Consider the following 20,939-nt stretch of genomic DNA (forward strand, 5'->3'; position numbering starts at 1 on the left):
TTAAATTTATTTATACTATTCTTCTAAACTTTTTATCAATATCAGTGCTTGTAAACTTTATAATTACAGGCCTTCCATGAGGACAATGGAATGGATCATCTAAATATCTTAAATCGTGAACAAGTTTTTCCATTTCAATTTTCTCAAGCTTGTCATTACCTTTTATTGCAGCTTTACATGCTTTTGTTGCTATAGCTAAATGCTTAACTTCAGTAGTTTTTCCTGATCCTAGATTTTTAATATTATCTAATATATCTAAGAAGAACTTTTTATCATAAAGCTTTCCCAAAAAGTAAGGTATTTCTTTAATAGAAATTGAATTGTTTCCAAATTCATCTATAATGAATCCTGCCTGTTTAAATACATTCTTATTTTCTTCAAAATAAGAATAATCATTTTGAGACAGTTCAATAACTATAGGAGTTAAAAGAGGCTGAATTATTATATCACCTGTTTTTATATCATTTAAATACTTTTCAAACATTATTTTTTCTGATGCTGCATGCTGATCTATTATATATAATTCACCATCATATTCGCCAAGTATATATGTTTTATTATACTGCCCTATTATATTTATTTCAGGAAATTTTGCTTCTTTTACTTTTTCTTCTTCTATAAAAGTTTTACTTTCAAAATCGTTTGAAACTGGTTCTTTTTTTTGATCCTCATTATCTTCATTTCTATTAGGTATATTAGGCGATATTAACGTATCACTTATATTATTATCTAAAATTTTATTTTTTTCATTATCCTTAGTTATTATATCACTAATATTTTTATTTATATTGTTTTCCTGCTCAGTAATCTTGAATTTTATCTCCTCAAAAGAAGGAGATGGTTTTTTATCTTCTCCTTCTATCTTAAATGTATCAAACACTTCATTTTTTAAAGCCTCATGAACTGAATCAAATACACATTTAAAAACTTCTCTCTCATTTAAGAATTTAACTTCAGCTTTAGATGGGTGTATATTTACATCTACAAATTCAGGATATATATCAATAAAAAGAATAAAAAATGGAAATTTATTTACTGTTGAAAAAGATTTAAAAGCCTGCTCTACAGCTACCTGTACTGAACGGTTTTTAACGTATCTTTTATTTACAAATATACTCTGATTATTTCTCGATCTTCTAGCTATTTCTTCTTTACCAATGTATCCGTAAATAGTCATAACATCAAGTGAATTTTCAAAATAAATAATATTTTTCACTATATTTTTTCCATAAAGCATTTGTATTGTATCTTTTAAATTGTCTGTCTTAAAAGTATGTATTACATTTTTTGAATTATTAATAAGTTTAAAGCTTATATCTTTATTTGAAAGTGCAATTCTTGTAATTATATCGTTTATTAACGATGATTCTTTTGATGTTGTTTTTAAAAACTTTTTTCTAGCAGGAACATTATAAAATAAATCTTTAATTTCTATACTGGTTCCATTATTTACAGCACACTGCGATTCATTAACTATGTTTCCTCCTTCAATACTTAATGAATTCCCATAAGTATCTTCTTTTGTCTTAGTTTTTAAAGTAAGTTTTGATATAGAAGCTATTGATGGAAGTGCCTCACCTCTGAAACCTAAAGTATTAATTTTAAAAATATCATCAGATTCTTTTATTTTACTTGTGGCATGAGGAAGAAAGGCCTTTTTTATATCATCTTTTTCAATTCCTAAACCATCATCAATTATCTTAATTAAAGATTCGCCGCCATCTTTTACCTCAATTAATATATTTTTAGCGTCTGCATCTATTGAATTTTCAACTAATTCTTTTACTACAGATACAGGTCTTTCAATAACTTCACCAGCAGCTATTTTATTCGATGTATCATCATCTAATATATTAATTTTCCCCAAAATATCTTCCTCCTTAAAATGTTTAATTTAACTTTTTAGCTTCTGTTACAATATCATATAAAGTATTCATGGCTTCCATAGGATTTAATGATAGCATATCTACATTTTTTAATTTCTTTAAAAGATTATCTTTTTCAAGAGAATTAAAGTCCATTTGAATATTTTCAGATTTTTTATTTTTACTATCTGTTTCTACTTCAGTTACTTTTATAATCTCTTTGTTTTCACTCTTTTTGCTATCTTTTTTCTTCTCTAAAGAAGCTAATATATCCCTCGCTTTATTTATTACATCTTTAGGAAGGCCTGCAAGTTTTGCAACTTCTATACCATAAGACTCATCTGCTCCGCCTTCTACAATCTTCCTTAAAAATACTATATTATTATCTTTCTTCTCTACTGCGATTGAATAATTTTTAACTCCTTTTACACTACCTTCTAATTTAATAAGTTCATGATAGTGTGTCGCAAAAAGCGTCTTGCATCTTAAATGTTTATTTTCTGTTATATATAAAATAACTGCCCATGCTATACTAAGTCCATCATATGTAGAAGTTCCACGTCCTACTTCATCTAAAAGGACAAGACTTTTTGATGTGGCATTTTTTAATATGTTAGATACTTCACTCATTTCAACCATAAATGTTGATTTTCCGCCTGCTAAATCATCTGAAGCACCTATTCTTGTAAATATCTTATCACATATTGATATATTAGCCTCTGATGCTGGAACAAATGATCCTATCTGTGCCATAAGTGTTATTAATGCAGTCTGCCTCATATATGTTGATTTACCAGCCATATTAGGACCTGTTATTATTAAGAATTCATTATCATCCTGATTTAAAAGACAATCATTTGATATGAATTCCCCACTTTGAATCATTTTTTCAACAACAGGATGCCTTCCATCTTTAATATTAATTATACCTTCTTCATTAATATTAGGCTTTACATAATTATTTGAAATTGCCACATAAGAAAGTGATGATAATGCATCAAGTTCAGATACTATTTTTGCACTCATCTGTAATCTTGGAATTTCTTTTTCAATTTTATCTCTTATTTCTACAAATAATGAATATTCAAGATTTACGATCTTTTCCTCTGCGCCTAAAATCTTATCTTCCATAGTTTTAAGTTCATCTGTTATAAATCTTTCAGCATTAGTTAATGTCTGCTTTCTTATATATCTATCATCATTAAGATATTGAAGATTTGCTTTAGATACTTCTATATAATATCCAAAAACTTTATTATATGAAACTTTTAAAGATTTAATTCCTGTTATTTCTCTTTCTTTATTTTCAAGAGAAGCTATCCACTCTTTTCCGTGGAATTTTGATTTTCTTAATGTATCAACTTCAGAATTATATCCGTCTTTTATAATTCCTCCATCTTTAATGCTTAAACTAGGTTCATCTTTAATAGCTTTCTCTAAAAGTTCTCTTATATCTGATAAATCATCAAGATTTTTATAATAATATAATAAAAGCTCTGACGATGAATCATTTAAAATATTTTTTATATCAGGAAGCATTGAAATAGATGTTTTTAAAGATATAAGATCTTTTGCATTAACATTTTTATTTGCAATTTTTCCAACTATTCTTTCAATATCATATATATCACTTAAAATAGTTCTTAAATCATTATTAAATGTTACATTATTATAAAGTTCCTCTACAGTATTTAATCTTTTTTCTATTCTATCCTTTGATATAAGAGGTTCTTCAATCCATTTTCTTATAGTTCTTGCTCCCATAGCTGTTGATGTTTTATCAAGAACCCATAAAAGCGAACCTTTTTTTGTCTTTTCACGAATATTTTCTGTAAGTTCAAGATTTAATCGTGAATTATTATCTATAGTCATATAATTTACAATATCATATCTCTCTAAAAGATTTATATTAGATAAGCACATCATCTGTGTACTTTCTATGTATTTTAGTAAAACTTCAGAGCATATTATACTTCCTTCATCTAAACACTCAACCTCAGGATCAGAGAACTGTTTTATAAGTTCTTCTTTTGAAACTTTATATTCATCAAAATTCTTAACAGTTATAAGTGCATTTGATACTTCATTTATTCTTTTTAAAATAGTGTCATCTATTTTATCTGATAAAAGTATTTCTTTAGGAGCTAATTTAGCTATCTCATCTAAAAGTGTTATTATCGTATTTTTAAAAGTAGTTGTTTTAAACTCTCCTGTACTTATATCAGATACTGAAAGTGAAATACTTTCTTCATTTATGTCTATTGTCATAAGATATGTATTATCGTCAGAATCACTATTTAAATCTACATATGTTCCAGGGGTAAGTACCTTAATTACTCCTCTTTTTACAATCCCCTTTGCAAGCTTTGGATCTTCAAGCTGCTCACATATAGCTACCTTATATCCCCTTTTTATAAGACGTGGTATATAAGAATATGCTGCATGGTGAGGTATCCCACACATTGGTGCTCTATTTTCAAGTCCACAGTTTTTCCCTGTAAGTACAAGTTCAAGTTCTCTTGACACAGTAACTGCATCATCAAAGAACATTTCATAAAAGTCACCTAATCTATAAAATAAAATACAGTCTTCATACTGTTTTTTTGTCTTTATGTATTCGCTCATCATAGGCGTTAAAGCCATAAAATTGCCTCCTTAAAATTTAAATCTCTACTAAAAATTATTTTACCACACTAAGAAAATGATATCAAAAAAATCAAGACCACAAATAATAAGATTTCACTCTATTTTGTGGTCTTAAGTATTCTTTTATATTATAAGTTTTATTTAATATCTTAATTAAATAAATTCATTATTTCATCTGGTTTAAGTTTTAAAATATTAGCTCCATAGTTAGAATCACTTCCGATAATTTCAGATGCCATTTCTTTTTTCGTATCTTGAAGACTTACTATCTTCTCTTCTATAGTACCTTTTGCTATTAATTTTATTACTTCAACAACATGTTTTTGGCCTATCCTATGTGCTCTATCAGAAGCTTGTTCTTCGATTGCAGGATTCCACCATGGATCAAAATGTATTACAATATCAGCGCTAGTTAAATTAAGTCCTGTTCCTCCTGCCTTTAGTGAAATTAAAAATACACTATATTCATTACTATTATTAAATTTATTTACAATGTCAAAACGCTTTTCAGACTGTACTGTCCCATCTAAATAAAGATATTTATATTCTCTACTGTCTAATATTTTAGCGATATTTTTTAATATTGTTGTAAATTGAGAAAAAACCAATATCTTATGATTTTCTAATATTGAGCTGTCTAATATTTCGCATAATGCATCAATTTTAGCTGAAGTTCCTGTATAATCATTAATTACTACAGATGGATCTAAACATATCTCTCTAAGCTTTGTTATATATGCTAAAATCTCAATACTTCCTTTTACATTATCCTCTTCTTTAAATTTTTTGCTTAATGCTTTTTTTACATAGTCTGTATATGCTTTATATACAGTTTTCTGTTTATTAGAAAGATCTACATAAACTCTCTTCTCTATTTTAGATGGAAGTTCTTTTATTACATCTTTTTTTAAACGTCTTAATATAAAAGGAGATACAAGCCTTTTTACTTCTGTAAGTATCTCTGGATCTTCGTTTAATCGTCTAAAGTACATAGTAGTAAACTTCTTTTTGCTATATAAATATCCTGGCATTATAAAATCAAATATTGACCACAGTTCCATTAAAGAATTTTCAATAGGTGTTCCACTTAATGCATATTTTAAGTCTGCTTTTATTTTTTTTACAGCCTTAGTCTGTTTAGATGATGGATTTTTTATATTCTGAGCTTCATCTAAAATGCAGTAATCAAAATTCATATCATACAAATCTATGTCTATTCTTAGAAGATTATACGATGTAATTAGTACATCAGATTCTTTATAGGATGTAATGATATCTCTTCTCTCACCCTTACTTCCATTTACAATAGATACTTTTATTCCATCTGCAAATTTATAAAATTCATTTTTCCAGTTAAATAAAAGAGAAGTTGGAACAATAATAAGAGTTTTAGCATTTTCTTTAGAAAGAAGAAAAGATATAATTTGTACAGTCTTTCCAAGTCCCATCTCATCTGCAAGAATTCCTCCAAATCCAAGGAAATCTAATGTTTTAAGATAATTGTACCCTTCTTTTTGATAAAACCTTAAGTCAGCTTTTAAATTCTTAGGAAGAGGGAAAACAGCATTTTTAACTTTTTTAAACTTTTCCTTTAATTTTTTAAGTTCATCACCAGTTTTTATATACCTTAACCCTTTATCCTGAAGATAATCCTCTGCATATAAAGCCTTACTTTTATCTAAAAGTATCTTACTGTTTTCAAGATTATTCTCATCAATTACATTATATAAAAGCATAAGCGAATCTTTTAAATCATTACTTGTTAAATCAAGAAATTCACCATTTGGTAATTTAAAATATTTAATATTATTTTTAAATGAATTTACTAGCTTATTTATAATTTCATCGCTCATATCTAATAAATTAAATTCAAATTCAAAATAATTAAATTTACCTTTTTTTATCTCACCTTTAAAATTGCTTTTATTAAATTGTTTTATTCCTTTAAAATTTTCTGAATAATATACCTCTCCCATTTTTTGAAACTTTTCAATATCTGTTTTAAAAAATTCAAATGCATCTGAATCGTCTTTCATATAATAAAAAGTTTTATTTACCTCACAAAATCCAAAAGATTTTATGAAATTTAACATATTATCTTCTTTTTTATTATCCCTAAGTATTATTTTTTCTTTATAATCATCAAAATAGTTAAATTCTACATCACTATAACAGACCTTAAAAACAAGTTTTATTTTTTTACCTCTATCAAAATAAAATTTAAAATGTACAGGAGACTTAATGAGTCTCTTATTTAATTTTTCAGAAAGATCTACACTTGCCCTTGCTTCAGTTATTTTAGGAACGAGCTCTTTTAATATTCTGTTTTCATAAGATTTGTCAAAATACAGTTTCTTATTATGCTTAAATACGTTAATATATAGCTTTAAAAATGCGCACTGCTTATATGATGGAATATATATATATTCTCTAAACAAAAATAAATCCATGCCCTCATTTAAAGGCTCTGGAAGATCATCAGCTAAATCCATAACAATATTATTTTTTTCTTCAAATATAGAAAATGATATATCCATATCACCTTCTATTACTTCCGTATCAACAATTCTTGTAAAAAATCCATCTCCTAGATAAACTCTGTTATATTTTATTAGCGAAAAAAACTCTTTTAAGAACATATCTGGTATCGTAAAATGTTTTCCATCAACTAAACGATCTTGATATCTTCTAAATGAATGAGTAGTATTATCTAAAGATACTAAGTTTGTAATAAATTCTATTATTTTTTTATCTTTATATTCAAAATAATATTTCTTTGAATCAAAAGTGAGATTTTTACCAAATCTTAAAATGTAATTATTATTTACAGATTCTAAAAATTCTCTAATATTTTTTACTACATACATTTTTTTATAAAGATCTACTAATCCAATCCTCAACTCTGCTTGAATACTAGATGACCAGTTATTTCTATCTATTATTATCTCTAATTTTAACTTTTCTCTTTTTTCCGTATCTAAAAGTATATCTAGATAATTAGTCTTTGAAATTTTAAAAAGCTTTTTATTATCATCATCTTTTTTAATATTCATAAAAAGGTTATTTCTAAGCACTTCATCTTTATCAATTTTTTCTGAAAAAGCATAGAAAGTAGCTGCTAGATGCTTACATAAGTAAATATCTTTTTTTGATATGTTTTTTTCAAATTCATCACATGTGCATTTAGTTTTAACAATGCTCATACTCTGAGTATCAACTACGAGTGTACAATTATATTCATTAAAAAGACTTTCTGAAACCACAATAGATTTAATAAAAATATAATTATCTTTAAAATTAACATCAAGATTATAAATAAGATCATTTTTAAGTATCCTATCTGCCGTAAACCTTATATCATCATTTGTAAGATTTATAAAACTTTCATGAAGCAGCTGCTTAATCATCAGAATTCCTCCAAGTTTTTATCTCTTCTGCTTTTTCATTTAAGTATTCCCATCTCTGCATTTTTAAATCAAGTTCTTCATTTAACTTATTTTTTTCTTCTACACATTTATTTAATTTTTCATAATCTGTTGGATTATTTTCTATTTCTTTATCAAGCTCTTCAATTTTACTTTCTATAGATGATATTATGCCATCTATCTCTTCAAACTCTTTTTGTTCTTTAAATGTAAATTTAGGTTTATTATCTTTAATCTTAACTTTCCCACATTTAGCATCTTTTTTCACTTCTGTTTCCTGTTTTTCAACTTTTTCAGGTTTTTCAATCTCTTTTTGAATTAAATAATCACTATAATTTCCATGATATATCTGTATCTTTCCATTTCCTTCATATGAGAAAATTTTATTTGTAACTCTATCTAAGAAATATCTATCATGTGATACTGTAAGAATTACCCCATTAAATTTATCAAGAAAATCTTCTAATATTCTTAATGTTTCAATATCTAAATCATTAGTAGGCTCATCTAAAATTAAAAAATTTGGTGATTCCATAAGCACTCTTAAAAGATAAAGCCTTCTTCTCTCTCCACCTGATAACTTTCCTATGAATGTATACTGCATATCACTTGTAAATAAAAATCTCTCACACATTGTAGAGGCAGATATTTTACTTCCATCTGAAACTTCTATAAATTCTCCACCATCTTTTACATAATCAATTACTCTTTCATTTTCATCCATATTTGTGCTGTCTTGAGAAAAACATCCTATCTTTACAGTATCTCCAATATCAATGTCTCCTGAATCTGAATTTATTTTTCCACATAAAATATTAACAAGAGTTGTTTTTCCTGCTCCATTAGGCCCTATAATTCCTATTCTATCTCCTTTTAAGAAAGTATAAGTAAAATCATTTATAATATTTTGTTTTTCATAAGTTTTACATATATTATGTATTTCAACTATCTTTTTACCAAGTCTTTTACCAACAAACTCCATGGTCACATTTTCTGGATTTCTTAAAGATTCCGTATTAACTAATTTTTCAAATCTTTGAAGTCTTGCTTTTTGCTTTGTACTTCTTGCCTTAGCCCCTCTTTTTACCCATTTAAGTTCATTTCTTATAAGAGATTTTCTCTTTTGATCTTGTGATTTTAAAGTTTCAAACCTTTCAATCTTTTTATTTAGAAAATCTGTATAATTTCCAGGATATGAGTAAAGTTTTCCATTATCTAGTTCTAATATCCTATTTGTAACTCTATCTAAGAAGTATCTATCATGAGTTATCATTAAAAGAGCACCTTTTCTTGAGTTTAAATAATCTTCAAGCCATTCAATTGATTCTGAATCAAGGTGGTTTGTAGGTTCATCAAGTACTAAAACATCGCATTTAGTTATAAGTGCAGCTGCAAGTGCAACTCTTTTTTTCTGGCCTCCAGATAAATTCTTCATCTTTTCAGAATAATTATTAATTCCAAGCTTAGTTAATACTGTTTTAGCCTGGCTTTCAAGTGTCCATAAATTTAAAGAATCTATTTTAGACTGAAGCTCTATTAATTCTTTATTAAGCTTTTCAAGATCCTCATTTTTATTATTATTTATCTTATAAACAATATTTTCATATCTTAAAAGTATTTTATTTTCCATAGTATCTGCTCTAAAAATCTGCTGTAAAACAGTAAGGTCTGGATCAAAATCTGGTGTTTGTTTTAAATATTCTATTCGTGCATTTTTTTTCTTTGTAATATCTCCATTAAAAAATTCATCTTTTCCACAGATTATTTTAAGAAATGTTGACTTTCCTGCACCATTTATTCCAATAAGTCCTATCTTATCTCCATCATTAATTCCTAGTGATACATTATCTAGAAGAGTTTTTTCGCTATAAGATTTTGATATGTCTGTCAATGTTATTATGTTCATCAATATGCTCCCTTTATAATATTCTTACCTTTTATTTTAACATACATTAACTTTATTTGCTAAGCGATTGATTAACATATATGTAAATGATATAATAATGTAAAATAATAATAAGGGTGGTATGATATGAACATTGAAGAGGTTATAGAATTTGTCCGTAAAAAAACGGAAGAAAATAAGAGACCTTCAAACTACAAGTTTAGAGATAGATTCAGTCATATTATGAGAGTATATAATTGGGCTCTTAAAATTAACGAGATAGAATGTGGAAATAAAGAAATTATATCTTTAGCTGCTCTTTTTCATGATTCAGGATGGGATGATAATATTCCACATGGAGATGTAAGCGCAAAAATAGCATATGATTTTCTAAAAGAACATAATTTTAATGAATCAGTAATAGATGAAGTTGTCTTTATCGTAAAAAACCACTCTTTAAAAAATAAGGAAATGTCTTTTCCTAAAAATTGCTCTATAGTTATGGATGCTGATTTATTAGATGAAGTAGGAGCACTCAGTATAATATGGGATTCAATGGCTACCGTTGTAAATGAAAAGGACTCTGCTACATATTACAAAGCATATAGGCGAATTACAGATTATTTTGAATCAAACAGTAAAAAAATTTACAGAGCCAAAACTAAATTTGGCAGAAATGAATTTAAAAGAAGAATTGAGTTTATACAAAATTTTATAAAAGAAATGGAAATGGAAATCAACTGATTTCCATTTCTGTCTTTAAAATCGAATAATATTTACAATCTGTATATTTCCCATCTGATAGTTTTATTATTTTTCTTAATGTTCCTTCATATTTAAAGCCAACATTTTCAAGAAGTTTTTCGCATCCTATATTTTTAGCAGCATGTCTTGCTGAAATTCTTACAAAACCAACCTCTGAAAATGCAAATCTTATTACTTCATTTAAAACCTCTGTCATAATTTTATGATTCCAATATTCTTTAGATAAACAAAACCCGACCTCACAATTTTCATTATAATTATCTATTGATGTAATATTAATACTTCCTATCGGTTCATCTGTATCATTTAAACAGATTGCCCAATTATAATATTCTATATTACTATATTCTTTAATCCATGAATGCAAAACTAAATCAGTAATTTTTAAATTTTTATGTGGTTTCCACGGTAAAAACTTAGTAACTTCATAAGAAGATGTAAAATTATTAAATAGTTTTATGTCATCATCATCTCTAAATCGCCTCAAAATAAATCGTTTTGTACGTAGAATTACAGTTCCAACATGATTTAACAATATAAATCCCTCCCATAAAGTTTTTCTATATATTACCATTATAACATATGTTTTGTTCTGATAAGTGATATATTTGCTATATTTTATCTGTTTTAGTATTTTAATATTTTTGTTTTTAGAGTATAATAAAGACTGATGAAAATAATTTTATTATTTTTCAAGTAGAATACAAAAGTATACGGAGGTTTTAGAATGTTAACATCATCTAAAGAAATGTTAAACAAAGCAAAACAAAACAAATACGCAGTAGGTCAGTTCAATATCAACAACCTAGAATGGACTAAGGCCATTTTATTAACTGCACAAGAAAATAATTCACCAGTTATTTTAGGAGTATCTGAAGGTGCTGGTAAATACATGACTGGATTTAAGACAGTTTCAGCTATGGTTAATGCTATGATGAAAGAATTAAAGATTACAGTTCCAGTATCTCTTCATTTAGACCACGGTTCTTATGAAGGTGCTAAAGAATGTATCGAATCTGGATTCTCATCAATCATGTTCGATGGTTCTCACTATCCAATAGCTGAAAACATTGAAAAGACAACAGAATTAGTTAAGATATGTAATGCAAAGGGAATTTCTCTTGAAGCAGAAGTTGGAGCTATCGGAGGAGAAGAAGACGGAGTTATAGGTTCTGGTGAAATAGCAGATCCTAAAGAATGCAAACAGATAGCTGATCTTGGAGTAACTATGCTTGCTGCAGGAATTGGTAACATCCACGGAAAATATCCAGCAAACTGGAAGGGCTTAGACTTTGATGCATTAGCTGAAATCGAAAAGACAGTTGGACAGGATATGCCTTTAGTTCTTCACGGTGGTACAGGAATTCCTGATGATATGATAAAGAAAGCAATCTCACTTGGAGTTGCTAAAATCAACGTTAACACTGAATGCCAATTAGTATTCCAGGAAGCTACAAGAGCTTATATAGAAGCTGGAAAAGACCTTCAGGGAAAAGGATTTGACCCAAGAAAGTTATTAGCTCCAGGAACTGAAGCAATCAAAGCTAAAGTTAAAGAAAAGATGATCTTATTCGGATCTGTAAACAGAGCTTAATTTTTAAACATAAAAAAGTGTCATGAAATTTTTCATGACGCTTTTTTTTATCTCTATATCAATTTTATAAAAACAACTTTTAAATAATTGCTTTCAGAATAATTAGTATTAATGCTAAAATCTTTAGGAAGCTGATGCTCTTCTAATATTTCATACTGCACATCTTTTTCTTTCATTGCATCATCAATAAATACTTTAAATTTGTTCATATTAAATGTAGAACAGTTAGTTGATGCTACTATAATTCCATCATTTTCTGTTATAGAAACAGCAAGTTTTAAAAGATCTTTATAATCTCTAGATGCACTAAATGTATTTTCTTTAGAATTTGAAAAGCTTGGAGGATCAAGTATTACCATATCATATTTAATGTTATTATTTTTAGCTTCTTTAAAGAAATTAAAAATATCTTCAACTACTATTTTTTGATTCTTTAAATCTATTTTGTTTAAATTGAAATTTTCAGTAGTTTTAGGAAGACTTCTTTTTGCCAAATCTACACTTGTTGTGTATGCTTCAGAAGTTGCTGCTGCAACAGAAAATGCTCCTGTATATGAGAATGTGTTGAGAATTTTTTTCCCTTTTGAATACTTTTCTTTTATAGATTTTCTTACATCTTTTTGGTCAAGAAAAATACCAGTCATAGCTCCATCATTTAAATAGATAGCAAATTTAACATCATTTTCTTTAATTACAATTAATTTATCATTTCTTTTTCCACATACAAAGCTATCTTCATCTACTACCATTCCATTATGTTCAAACCTCTTCTTCTGATAAATTCCATCAAATGGGACAAGAGATTTAATGCATTTAAGAACTATATCTCTATATTCATATATTCCCTCAGAATACCATGTTATAAGATAATACCCATTATAATAGTCAATTGTAAGACCGCCTATGCCATCTCCTTCTCCATTAAAGACACGAAATGCATTAGTATGTTTTGAATAATAGAATTTTTCTCTTTTTAATATCGAATTTCTTATCTTATCATAAAATAATTTATAATTGACAGATGCCTTTTTACTAGTTGTAAGCACCCAGCCTATGCATTTATTCTGAAGTCCATAATAGCCTTTAGCTATAAATCCACCTTTTTCATCTGTTAATCTTATTATCTGGCCTTCCTTGTCTAAAGTCCCCATAGATAATACTGAATCCTTTGTAATAATAGGATACCCATTTTTATATTTTGATACATATTGTTTCTTAATTTTTACGTTTATTTCATCCATGTAAAAGCAGCTCTCCTTTTATATTTATACAATATATTATATCTCAATATAATATAATTACAATTTTTTTAATTAAGTGCCCTTACATTATCAATTAATTTTTTCATTTTTTCATACGATTTAATATAATTTTCACCTTCAACGCCTGATGATATATCCACTCCGGATGGATACACTTTTTTAATTCTTGAAACTACATTTTCTGGATTAAGTCCTCCTGATAAAAAAAAGCTCGTTTTTTCCCTTATATCATTTACTAAATTTGAAAGTTTATTTATATTATAAGCTTTACCGCTGCCAGGTACTTGCCCATCTATTATAATTTTATCAATATTTATGAATAGACTATCATTTATAAATGTTTTTATATTATAAGATTCCTCTACAGAAAATGCTTTAAAGATTAATATATTCTTATCTATTTTTCTTTTAAGTGTATCTATAAAATTAAGATCTTCATCTCCATGAAGCTGCACCACATCAAGATCTACTTTATTTAAAACAGAAATTATATCTTCTAATGAGTTATTTCTAAAAACGCCTACTCTTTTTATTTTTTTATCTAATTTTAAAATAAGTTTTTCTGCATCATTTAAATCTATTTTTCTTTTACTTTCCGTAAATATAAAACCTGCATAATCTGGCTTTAAAATATTAAGACTTTCAATTTCTTCTAAGGCCTTTATTCCACATATTTTTATTTCAATCATAAGTTTTCATCTCTAAATGCATTAAAAGTTTTAGAAAAATCATCATTTTCTATATTTCTCATAAAGTATTCACCTACAAGACAGCCATCAGCACCTAACTTTTTCATGCTTAACATATCAGAATTGCTCATAATTCCACTTTCTGCAATTTTTATTCTATCTTTTGGAATAATATCTATAAGATCTTTTGTTATATCAAGTGATGTTTTAAAAGTCTTTAAATTTCTATTATTTATCCCTATTATATTTGCTCCTATATTTATAGCCATATCAAGTTCTTCTTTATTATGAACTTCAACTAAAGCTTCAAGATTAAATTTTTTAGCTTCTTCATAATATTTTGAAAGATTATCCTTTAATAATGATGCAATTAAAAGAACAGCGTCTGCGTTAAGAACTTTAGCTTCATATATCTGATACATATCTATTATAAAATCCTTTCGCAAAACTGCACAATCAGAATATTCCTTAACCTTTTTTAAATATTCATCGCTTCCTAAGAAGAAATCTTCTTCTGTTAAAACAGAGAAAGTATTTATATTAAGTTTTTTATAGAAAGAATGAATTTTCTCTATATCAAAAACTTCTGTAATAATGCCCTTAGATGGAGATGCTTTTTTAAATTCACCTATAATTGAAAATCCTTCACTTTTAAGATTTTTCATAAACGCATTTTCTCTATTTTTAGTTTCACATTTCTGATAAGCCCTATTTCTAATTTCCTCTATGGATATTTTTTCTTTTCTTTTATTAACTCTTATTATTTTTTTTGCTGCTATATCATCAAGTATCATAAAATTTAGCCCCCTTTTTTATCTATCTACTGTCATTACATATATTAACCACAAAATTAGCTATTATATTTTTTCCTTTTGGAGTGTATATTGATTCAGGATGAAACTGAAGTCCATAAACATCATATTTTTTATGTTTTATCCCCATTATTTCTCCAGTATTATAAACACTTGCTATAATTTCTAAAGAATCACTTAAAGAACTATTATCAACTATAAGTGAATGATATCTCATGGCTTCTATTTTTCTAGGTATACAGTTGAAAATGCCTTTTCCCTTAAGCTGAATAGTAGATGTCTTACCATGAAATATTTCATTAGCCCTTACAACTTTTGTTCCATACGCAGCAGCAATACATTCATGTCCTAGACATATTCCAAGTATAGGTATACTTTCTCCAAGCTTTTTTATTATTTCTATTGATAACGTAGCTTCTTCAGGTCTTCCAGGTCCTGGAGAAATTATAATTCCAGAAGGATTAAGTTTTTTAATCTCATCTATTGTTATTTCATTACATCTATAAACTTTAGCATCTGCAAATTCTGAAACGTATTGGTAAAGATTATAAGTAAAAGAATCAAAATTATCTATAATTAATATCATCTTAATGCCTCCTTTAAAGCCATAAGCTTATTTTGTACTTCATTAAATTCATTTTCAGCAATTGAATCATAAACAATTCCTGCACCAGCTTGTATATATGCTGTCTTATCTTTTAAAAGAAGCGTTCTTATTGCTATTGCCATATCTGTATTTCCACCATATGAAAAATATCCTACAGAACCAGCGTATAATCCCCTTTTGTAATCTTCAAGCTCCTCTATAATTTCCATTGCTCTTATTTTAGGTGCACCAGATAATGTACCTGCTGGAAGACATGCACTTAATGCATCAAATCCATCAATATTATCTAAAAGTTTTCCTTTTACAGTTGAAGTAATATGCATTACATGAGAAAATTTTTCAACTTTCATAAAGTCATTTACATGAACAGAACCCACTTTACTTATTCTTCCTATATCATTTCTACCAAGATCCACAAGCATAACATGTTCTGCAAGTTCCTTTTTATCTTTTAAAAGTTCATCACTTAACTTATTATCTTCCTCTGGTGTTTTTCCACGTTTTTTTGTACCAGCTATAGGCTTAGTTATAACCTCGTCTTTCCTTACAGTAACTACTGTTTCAGGAGATGAGCCTATTACCTGATACTCATCATAATCAATAAGATACATATATGGAGATGGATTAGTTTCTCTTAGTTTTCTATATATATCTATATATGATTTTTTAGTATCGCATTTCATTCTTAAAGATGGAACAACCTGAAATATATCTCCTCTTAAAATATGGTCTTTTGCTTTCTCTACATTTTCCATATATTTTTCTTTTGAAGTAAGAAGTTTAAAAGAAATATCCTCATCTTCTGCAATTTCTTCAATATCAGCCGGATAATTTATTAAATCTTTTATGTACTTCTTTTGATCTTTTACTATAAAATCATAATCACGAGTATCATCCTTTTTAATATTATCTATAATAAAAACTTTATGAGTAAAGTGATCATAACATATATATCTGTTATATATGTTAAATCTTATAAGAGGAATATTTAAATCGTCCTTATTTTTAAACTCAAGCTTTTTTTCAAAAAGAGCTACTGTATCATACCCCATATATCCTATAGCTCCGCCTTTATATGAAAAAGGATTAGATTCATTTGAAAATTGAACCCTTATTTCAGCTTTTAATTCTTCAATCTCTTTTAATGTATCACCTTTAATTTCTTTACATGGATTTTCACCAATATAAGAATATCGTCCAAAGTAATTTTCTTTTGAACCACTTTCAAAAATAAATTTTCTTTTTCCTTTAAAACCATTAAATATCCTTATCGGTGTAATTTCATCTCCTCGAAATTCACTTATAAGAGAGAAAACTTTTCCTTCTTCTTTTCTTTTTAAAAACTCATCTTTTTTAATATTAATCATTTTTAGCCCTCCTTTTTATAATAAAAAAAGCCACTTCGCCTTTTGGGACGAAGTGACTTTCGTTATGCCACCCAAAACTTTAGAAAGTATAAAAAAAAGTATTCATCCTATCTAGGACGAATACTATATATCGCTATACCACCTATACACTTTTCCTGGTACAAAATTATACCATGTCATCTTAACGGCAGACTCCCGTATATCCCTACTAAAATTCAGAATATCACTTCAAAGACCCATTCAAAAACCGCTTTAACGCCCGTTTCTCATCTATCACAGACTTTCTGTAAATAAAGTAATAGTTTTCTACTATTCTTCTCATAAGCTTTAATCTATAAATTAAATATATTATAAACATATATTATAGAATATTCAATAGTATTTATAAATTTTTATTTATTTTTTATTAATTTATAAAATCTAAATACTTTATTTATGTCTCCATCTATCTTAAGTGTATTTTTTACTAATGCATTTTCAATATCAAGCTTTTTTGAAATAAATCTCATTAAAATATTTGATTTAGCCTTAATTACAGCATCATTATCTTTATATTCATAAGGCTCAATATTTATCTTTTCCTTATCTAATTCAATATAAAATGTTCCTTCATCAGCACCATCTAATCTTACCTCAAGTGCTATATGTTCATCTAAATGATGAGTATCAAGATTTTTTAACCTTTCTTTTACATCGTCAACTGATTTTAAAAAACTCATAATTATCACTCCCCCTATATATTTTACCATATTTCCTTACCATAAATCTATATCTTTTGTCAATATTTTGATTATTTCTCTTTTTGAATAGATATTATTCTTTATTATTCTTTCAGCCTGGCGTAATTTTATCTTTTCAAAACACGATCTAACAAATCTAGCGTTTGAAGAATCAGTTTTACCAGATTCAAATGCACTTTTAAAGAAACTTTTTATTTTATTTTCAGAATCCTTAGTTAAAACAAACGATTCTTTTTTGCAAAATACTTTAAAAATATCAAAAAGTTCTTTATAATTATAATCATCAAATTTTATATCAAAATTAATTCTGCTTTTAAGTCCTGGATTTATTTTTAATAATTCTTCCATTTTATCTGTATAGCCTGCAAAAATAACGACAAGTTTATCTCTATTATCTTCCATCTCTTTTATAAGAGTTTCTATGGCTTCTTTTCCATAATCATTAGATGAACCCCCATTTAGACTATAAGCTTCATCTATAAAAAGGATACCACCATAGGCTTCTTTTATTTTATTTAAAGTCTTTATTGCAGTTTCACCAACATACTGTCCTACAAGATCAGATCTTGTAACCTCGACAAGGTGACCTTTTTTTAATATTCCTATCTCTTTTAAAATCTTAGATAAAATTCTTGCAACTGTTGTCTTGCCTGTTCCTGGATTGCCAGAAAAAAGCATATTAAGTGATACTGTATTAACTTTTATTCCAAGTTTTGATTTTCTTTCCATAACCTCAAGTGAATTTAAAAGGCTTATTATAACATCTTTAACATTTTTAAGTCCAATAAGATCATTAAGCTCTTTTTTTAGTTTCTTTTTTTTATCTTCGTAGCTTTCTTTTTTTGAAAATCTTCCAAAGTCCTCTCTAGTTATTATGGTAAAATCCTTTTTAGAAGCTTTTTTATCACCTATTCTATACGCTTTTTCTCTAAGACACGATTCATATATATTTCTTACCTCACGTGCATTTGCAAAATTCTCATCAATTTTAGCTTCTGATATTTTTTGAAAGAATATTTCATATGCATTTTTTGAAATCTTATATTTATCGTTTTTAGCCATATTCTTAAAAATTTCAAGCAGTTCAATATCTGTATAATCATCAAACATAATTTCAAAATTAATTCTGCTTTTAAGTCCAGGATTAAGCTTTATAAGATTTTTCATTTTATCTGTATATCCTGCTAAGATAACTATAATCCTGTCTCTATAGTCTTCCATAGCTTTAAGTAGCGTTTCTATAGCCTCTAAGCCATAATCATTGCTGCTTCCTTCTTTATATAATGAATATGCCTCATCTATAAATAGAACTCCATCTAAGGCTTTCTCAACAGCTTTTTTAGTAAGTTTTGCAGTCTCTCCTACATATTTTCCTACGATTACACTTCTATCAACCTCTACAAGATTATTAGTCTTTAAAATCCCAAGATTATAAAATATTTCAGCAATAAGCCTTGCAACTGTTGTTTTACCTGTCCCAGGGTTTCCGAGAAATGCAAAGTGATATGATAAATTATTTTTTTCACAAATGCCTACAATATTTTCTCTATTCTTTTCGTACTTTACAAATCTAACTATCTTATTTATTTCTGTTTTAACATTCTTGAGTCCTATAAGAGAATTAAGCTTTTTTAAACCATCAGTTTTTACTTTAAATTCTTTTTTCTCTTTGTTAGTATTAAGGTTTTCTTTTACATTATCTATAGAAGAGCTACTATTTTCTTCATTATCTTTTAAATTTGTATACGGCTGTGAAACATAAGACTCTTCAGATCTAGTAGACACATTAACATTTTTCTTAAGTTTTTTCTCTTTTATATTTTTTATTTTATCAACTATTTTATCATCTTTATTAAAAACTTTATCATAGATATTATATAAGTATTTATCAGCTTTAGAAAGTGCATAACTTCCAAGGTGATTTGATAAAATTTTTCCACAATAATCAACGCATTTTGAATAATCTTCACATTTATATAAATATTTTATTATATCAATATATAATTCTTCATCAAAACCATATTTTTCTGCATCATATAAAGATTCTAAAATAAATTTTGGTTCTTTATCTAAATTTATATAGCATCTGCTTAAAAGACGAAGGCATTTATAATTTGTTTTATCAATTGAAGAAGATAAAAGAGCAAATTTAAGTGCATCGTCAAAATTTCCATTTATAAGTTCAAGCTTTCCAAGAGTTACTAAACAGTCTGTATTATATTTATCTATGATAAATCCTTTTCTTGCATATGTATAAGCACTCTCATAATCGTTTACTTTGTAAAAACAACAACTTAAAAGACCATAATACTTACTGTTTGTAACATCAAATTTTATGGCTTTTTTAAGATTGCTGCATGCTTTTAAATATTCTTTTGAATTATAATAAGTAAGCGCCATTAAATAATAAAGTCCTGGGTGGTTTTTGAAACATGAAATTGCTGTCTTCAAAACTACTATGCATTCATAAAAATTATGCATATCATTGTATCTTTGAATTTCTTCTTTAAACTTATTAAATTGTTTATCTTCATGAAGATTTGTATATTCCATTTATTAACCCACCCATTTTATATTATTTAAACAATTGTAGCTTCTTCCTTTAAATGATTTGTATCATTTAGATAAACTAAATGCGCATCAAAATTATCATCAAAATATATTTTTGTTACGCACGTATTTCCAAGTCCTATTCTATGATACATATTCATATTCCATTCAAAAAGATTTATAAGTGCAGCTTTTATAACTCCACCATGAGCTACTATAACTACTGTCTTTCCTTTATTATCTTCAGCTATTTTTCTTACACATGCTGAAGCTCTTAATGAAGCATTCTTTATGCTTATTTCTCCTGAGCCAAATCTTGCTTCTTCTTTATCTTTTCTCCATATATTAAAGTCTTCGTTATATTCATTCTCTATTTCTTTTATACTAAGTCCTTCCCAATTACCAAAGTTTATTTCTTTTATATTTGGTTCAATTATTACTTCTTTTGATGTATCTTCTGCAAGTATCTGTGCAGTCTTATATGCTCTTTTAAGCGGACTTGCATAAACAGCGTCAAATTCACCATTTAATCGCTTTTTTAATAATTTTGCTTGTTCTATTCCCCTTTCGGATAATGCTATATCAGTACAACCTTGAAATTTGCCTGCAGCATTCCATAAAGTTTCTCCATGTCTTATTAATAAAATTGTTGTCTTCATTGTTCCCCCTAGATTTTATACTTTTGTTTAAATATAATATACCATAAAATGTTACAATATTATAGTCAAATTC

Annotated in this window: 15 protein-coding genes; 2 read left to right on the forward strand and 13 right to left on the reverse strand. The window is 27.1% G+C overall.

The window, feature by feature from the left end:
• Window positions 1–10: 10 nt before the first annotated feature.
• From mutL to MTX53_RS06575, 4 genes are all read right to left on the reverse strand, one after another.
• A complete protein-coding gene (gene mutL / locus MTX53_RS06560) occupies window positions 11–1,867 on the reverse strand; it encodes a DNA mismatch repair endonuclease MutL (RefSeq protein ID WP_244832919.1) in 1,857 nt (618 codons plus the stop codon).
• A 22-nt stretch (window positions 1,868–1,889) separates the two neighbouring features.
• Complete coding sequence (gene mutS / locus MTX53_RS06565; RefSeq protein ID WP_244832920.1) at window positions 1,890–4,508, reverse strand: DNA mismatch repair protein MutS; 2,619 nt, start codon at window positions 4,506–4,508, stop codon at window positions 1,890–1,892.
• A 152-nt stretch (window positions 4,509–4,660) separates the two neighbouring features.
• Window positions 4,661–7,918, reverse strand: a complete 3,258-nt coding sequence (locus tag MTX53_RS06570) for an SNF2 helicase associated domain-containing protein (protein ID WP_244832921.1) — start codon at window positions 7,916–7,918, stop codon at window positions 4,661–4,663.
• The gene (locus MTX53_RS06575; RefSeq protein WP_244832923.1) at window positions 7,911–9,842 is read right to left on the reverse strand and encodes an ABC-F family ATP-binding cassette domain-containing protein; all 1,932 of its coding nucleotides are present in this window, start codon (window positions 9,840–9,842) and stop codon (window positions 7,911–7,913) included. The genes MTX53_RS06570 and MTX53_RS06575 overlap by 8 nt, the downstream gene beginning before the upstream one ends.
• A gap of 126 nt (window positions 9,843–9,968) precedes the next feature.
• On the opposite strand from MTX53_RS06575, the gene MTX53_RS06580 reads away from it, so the two are divergent.
• The gene (locus tag MTX53_RS06580) at window positions 9,969–10,565 is read left to right on the forward strand and encodes an HD domain-containing protein (protein WP_244832925.1); all 597 of its coding nucleotides are present in this window, start codon (window positions 9,969–9,971) and stop codon (window positions 10,563–10,565) included.
• On the opposite strand, the gene MTX53_RS06585 is transcribed toward MTX53_RS06580, so the two are convergent.
• Entirely contained in the window at window positions 10,558–11,121 is a 564-nt protein-coding gene (locus tag MTX53_RS06585) for a GNAT family N-acetyltransferase (RefSeq protein WP_244832927.1), read from the reverse strand. The genes MTX53_RS06580 and MTX53_RS06585 overlap by 8 nt on opposite strands.
• 192 nt (window positions 11,122–11,313) lie before the next feature.
• On the opposite strand from MTX53_RS06585, the gene fba reads away from it, so the two are divergent.
• Window positions 11,314–12,180, forward strand: coding sequence for a class II fructose-1,6-bisphosphate aldolase (fba, locus tag MTX53_RS06590; RefSeq protein ID WP_244832928.1), 867 nt, complete (start codon window positions 11,314–11,316; stop codon window positions 12,178–12,180).
• Between the two features lie 53 nt (window positions 12,181–12,233).
• On the opposite strand, the gene MTX53_RS06595 is transcribed toward fba, so the two are convergent.
• The 8 genes from MTX53_RS06595 to MTX53_RS06630 all read right to left on the reverse strand — a co-directional run bounded on the left by MTX53_RS06595 (window position 12,234) and on the right by MTX53_RS06630 (window position 20,866).
• Window positions 12,234–13,421: a class I SAM-dependent rRNA methyltransferase gene (locus MTX53_RS06595; protein WP_244832929.1), complete on the reverse strand. Its 1,188-nt coding sequence runs from the start codon at window positions 13,419–13,421 to the stop codon at window positions 12,234–12,236.
• A 68-nt stretch (window positions 13,422–13,489) separates the two neighbouring features.
• The gene (locus MTX53_RS06600) at window positions 13,490–14,131 is read right to left on the reverse strand and encodes a phosphoribosylanthranilate isomerase (protein WP_244832930.1); all 642 of its coding nucleotides are present in this window, start codon (window positions 14,129–14,131) and stop codon (window positions 13,490–13,492) included.
• Window positions 14,128–14,925 carry an indole-3-glycerol phosphate synthase TrpC gene (trpC, locus tag MTX53_RS06605; protein WP_244832931.1) on the reverse strand — a complete coding sequence of 266 codons (798 nt, stop codon included), beginning with the start codon at window positions 14,923–14,925 and terminating at the stop codon, window positions 14,128–14,130. The genes MTX53_RS06600 and trpC overlap by 4 nt, the downstream gene beginning before the upstream one ends.
• Window positions 14,926–14,947: 22 nt before the next feature.
• Entirely contained in the window at window positions 14,948–15,529 is a 582-nt protein-coding gene (locus tag MTX53_RS06610; protein ID WP_244832932.1) for an aminodeoxychorismate/anthranilate synthase component II, read from the reverse strand.
• Window positions 15,526–16,917, reverse strand: a complete 1,392-nt coding sequence (gene trpE, locus MTX53_RS06615) for an anthranilate synthase component I (protein ID WP_244832933.1) — start codon at window positions 16,915–16,917, stop codon at window positions 15,526–15,528. The genes MTX53_RS06610 and trpE overlap by 4 nt, the downstream gene beginning before the upstream one ends.
• Before the next feature lie 392 nt (window positions 16,918–17,309).
• On the reverse strand, window positions 17,310–17,636 hold the full coding sequence (locus MTX53_RS06620; protein WP_244832934.1) for an SCP2 sterol-binding domain-containing protein: 327 nt from the start codon (window positions 17,634–17,636) through the stop codon (window positions 17,310–17,312).
• A 36-nt stretch (window positions 17,637–17,672) separates the two neighbouring features.
• Window positions 17,673–20,210, reverse strand: a complete 2,538-nt coding sequence (locus MTX53_RS06625) for an AAA family ATPase (RefSeq protein WP_244832935.1) — start codon at window positions 20,208–20,210, stop codon at window positions 17,673–17,675.
• 26 nt (window positions 20,211–20,236) lie between these two features.
• Window positions 20,237–20,866, reverse strand: a complete 630-nt coding sequence (locus MTX53_RS06630; protein ID WP_244832936.1) for a histidine phosphatase family protein — start codon at window positions 20,864–20,866, stop codon at window positions 20,237–20,239.
• Window positions 20,867–20,939: the final 73 nt, after the last annotated feature.

The sequence above is a fragment of the Clostridium sp. BJN0001 genome (assembly GCF_022869825.1).
Classification (GTDB): domain Bacteria; phylum Bacillota; class Clostridia; order Clostridiales; family Clostridiaceae; genus Clostridium.

Bases quoted from the DNA above. Each gene is read 5' to 3' on its own strand.
- mutS (WP_244832920.1), bottom strand. From the start codon at position 4,508: ATGGCTTTAACGCCTATGATGAGCGAATACATAAAGACAAAAAAACAG.
- MTX53_RS06570 (WP_244832921.1), bottom strand. From the start codon at position 7,918: ATGATTAAGCAGCTGCTTCATGAAAGTTTTATAAATCTTACAAATGAT.
- MTX53_RS06575 (WP_244832923.1), bottom strand. From the start codon at position 9,842: ATGAACATAATAACATTGACAGACATATCAAAATCTTATAGCGAAAAA.
- MTX53_RS06580 (WP_244832925.1), top strand. From the start codon at position 9,969: ATGAACATTGAAGAGGTTATAGAATTTGTCCGTAAAAAAACGGAAGAA.
- fba (WP_244832928.1), top strand. From the start codon at position 11,314: ATGTTAACATCATCTAAAGAAATGTTAAACAAAGCAAAACAAAACAAA.
- MTX53_RS06595 (WP_244832929.1), bottom strand. From the start codon at position 13,421: ATGGATGAAATAAACGTAAAAATTAAGAAACAATATGTATCAAAATAT.
- MTX53_RS06600 (WP_244832930.1), bottom strand. From the start codon at position 14,131: ATGATTGAAATAAAAATATGTGGAATAAAGGCCTTAGAAGAAATTGAA.
- trpC (WP_244832931.1), bottom strand. From the start codon at position 14,925: ATGATACTTGATGATATAGCAGCAAAAAAAATAATAAGAGTTAATAAA.
- MTX53_RS06610 (WP_244832932.1), bottom strand. From the start codon at position 15,529: ATGATATTAATTATAGATAATTTTGATTCTTTTACTTATAATCTTTAC.
- trpE (WP_244832933.1), bottom strand. From the start codon at position 16,917: ATGATTAATATTAAAAAAGATGAGTTTTTAAAAAGAAAAGAAGAAGGA.
- MTX53_RS06620 (WP_244832934.1), bottom strand. From the start codon at position 17,636: ATGAGTTTTTTAAAATCAGTTGACGATGTAAAAGAAAGGTTAAAAAAT.
- MTX53_RS06625 (WP_244832935.1), bottom strand. From the start codon at position 20,210: ATGGAATATACAAATCTTCATGAAGATAAACAATTTAATAAGTTTAAA.
- MTX53_RS06630 (WP_244832936.1), bottom strand. From the start codon at position 20,866: ATGAAGACAACAATTTTATTAATAAGACATGGAGAAACTTTATGGAAT.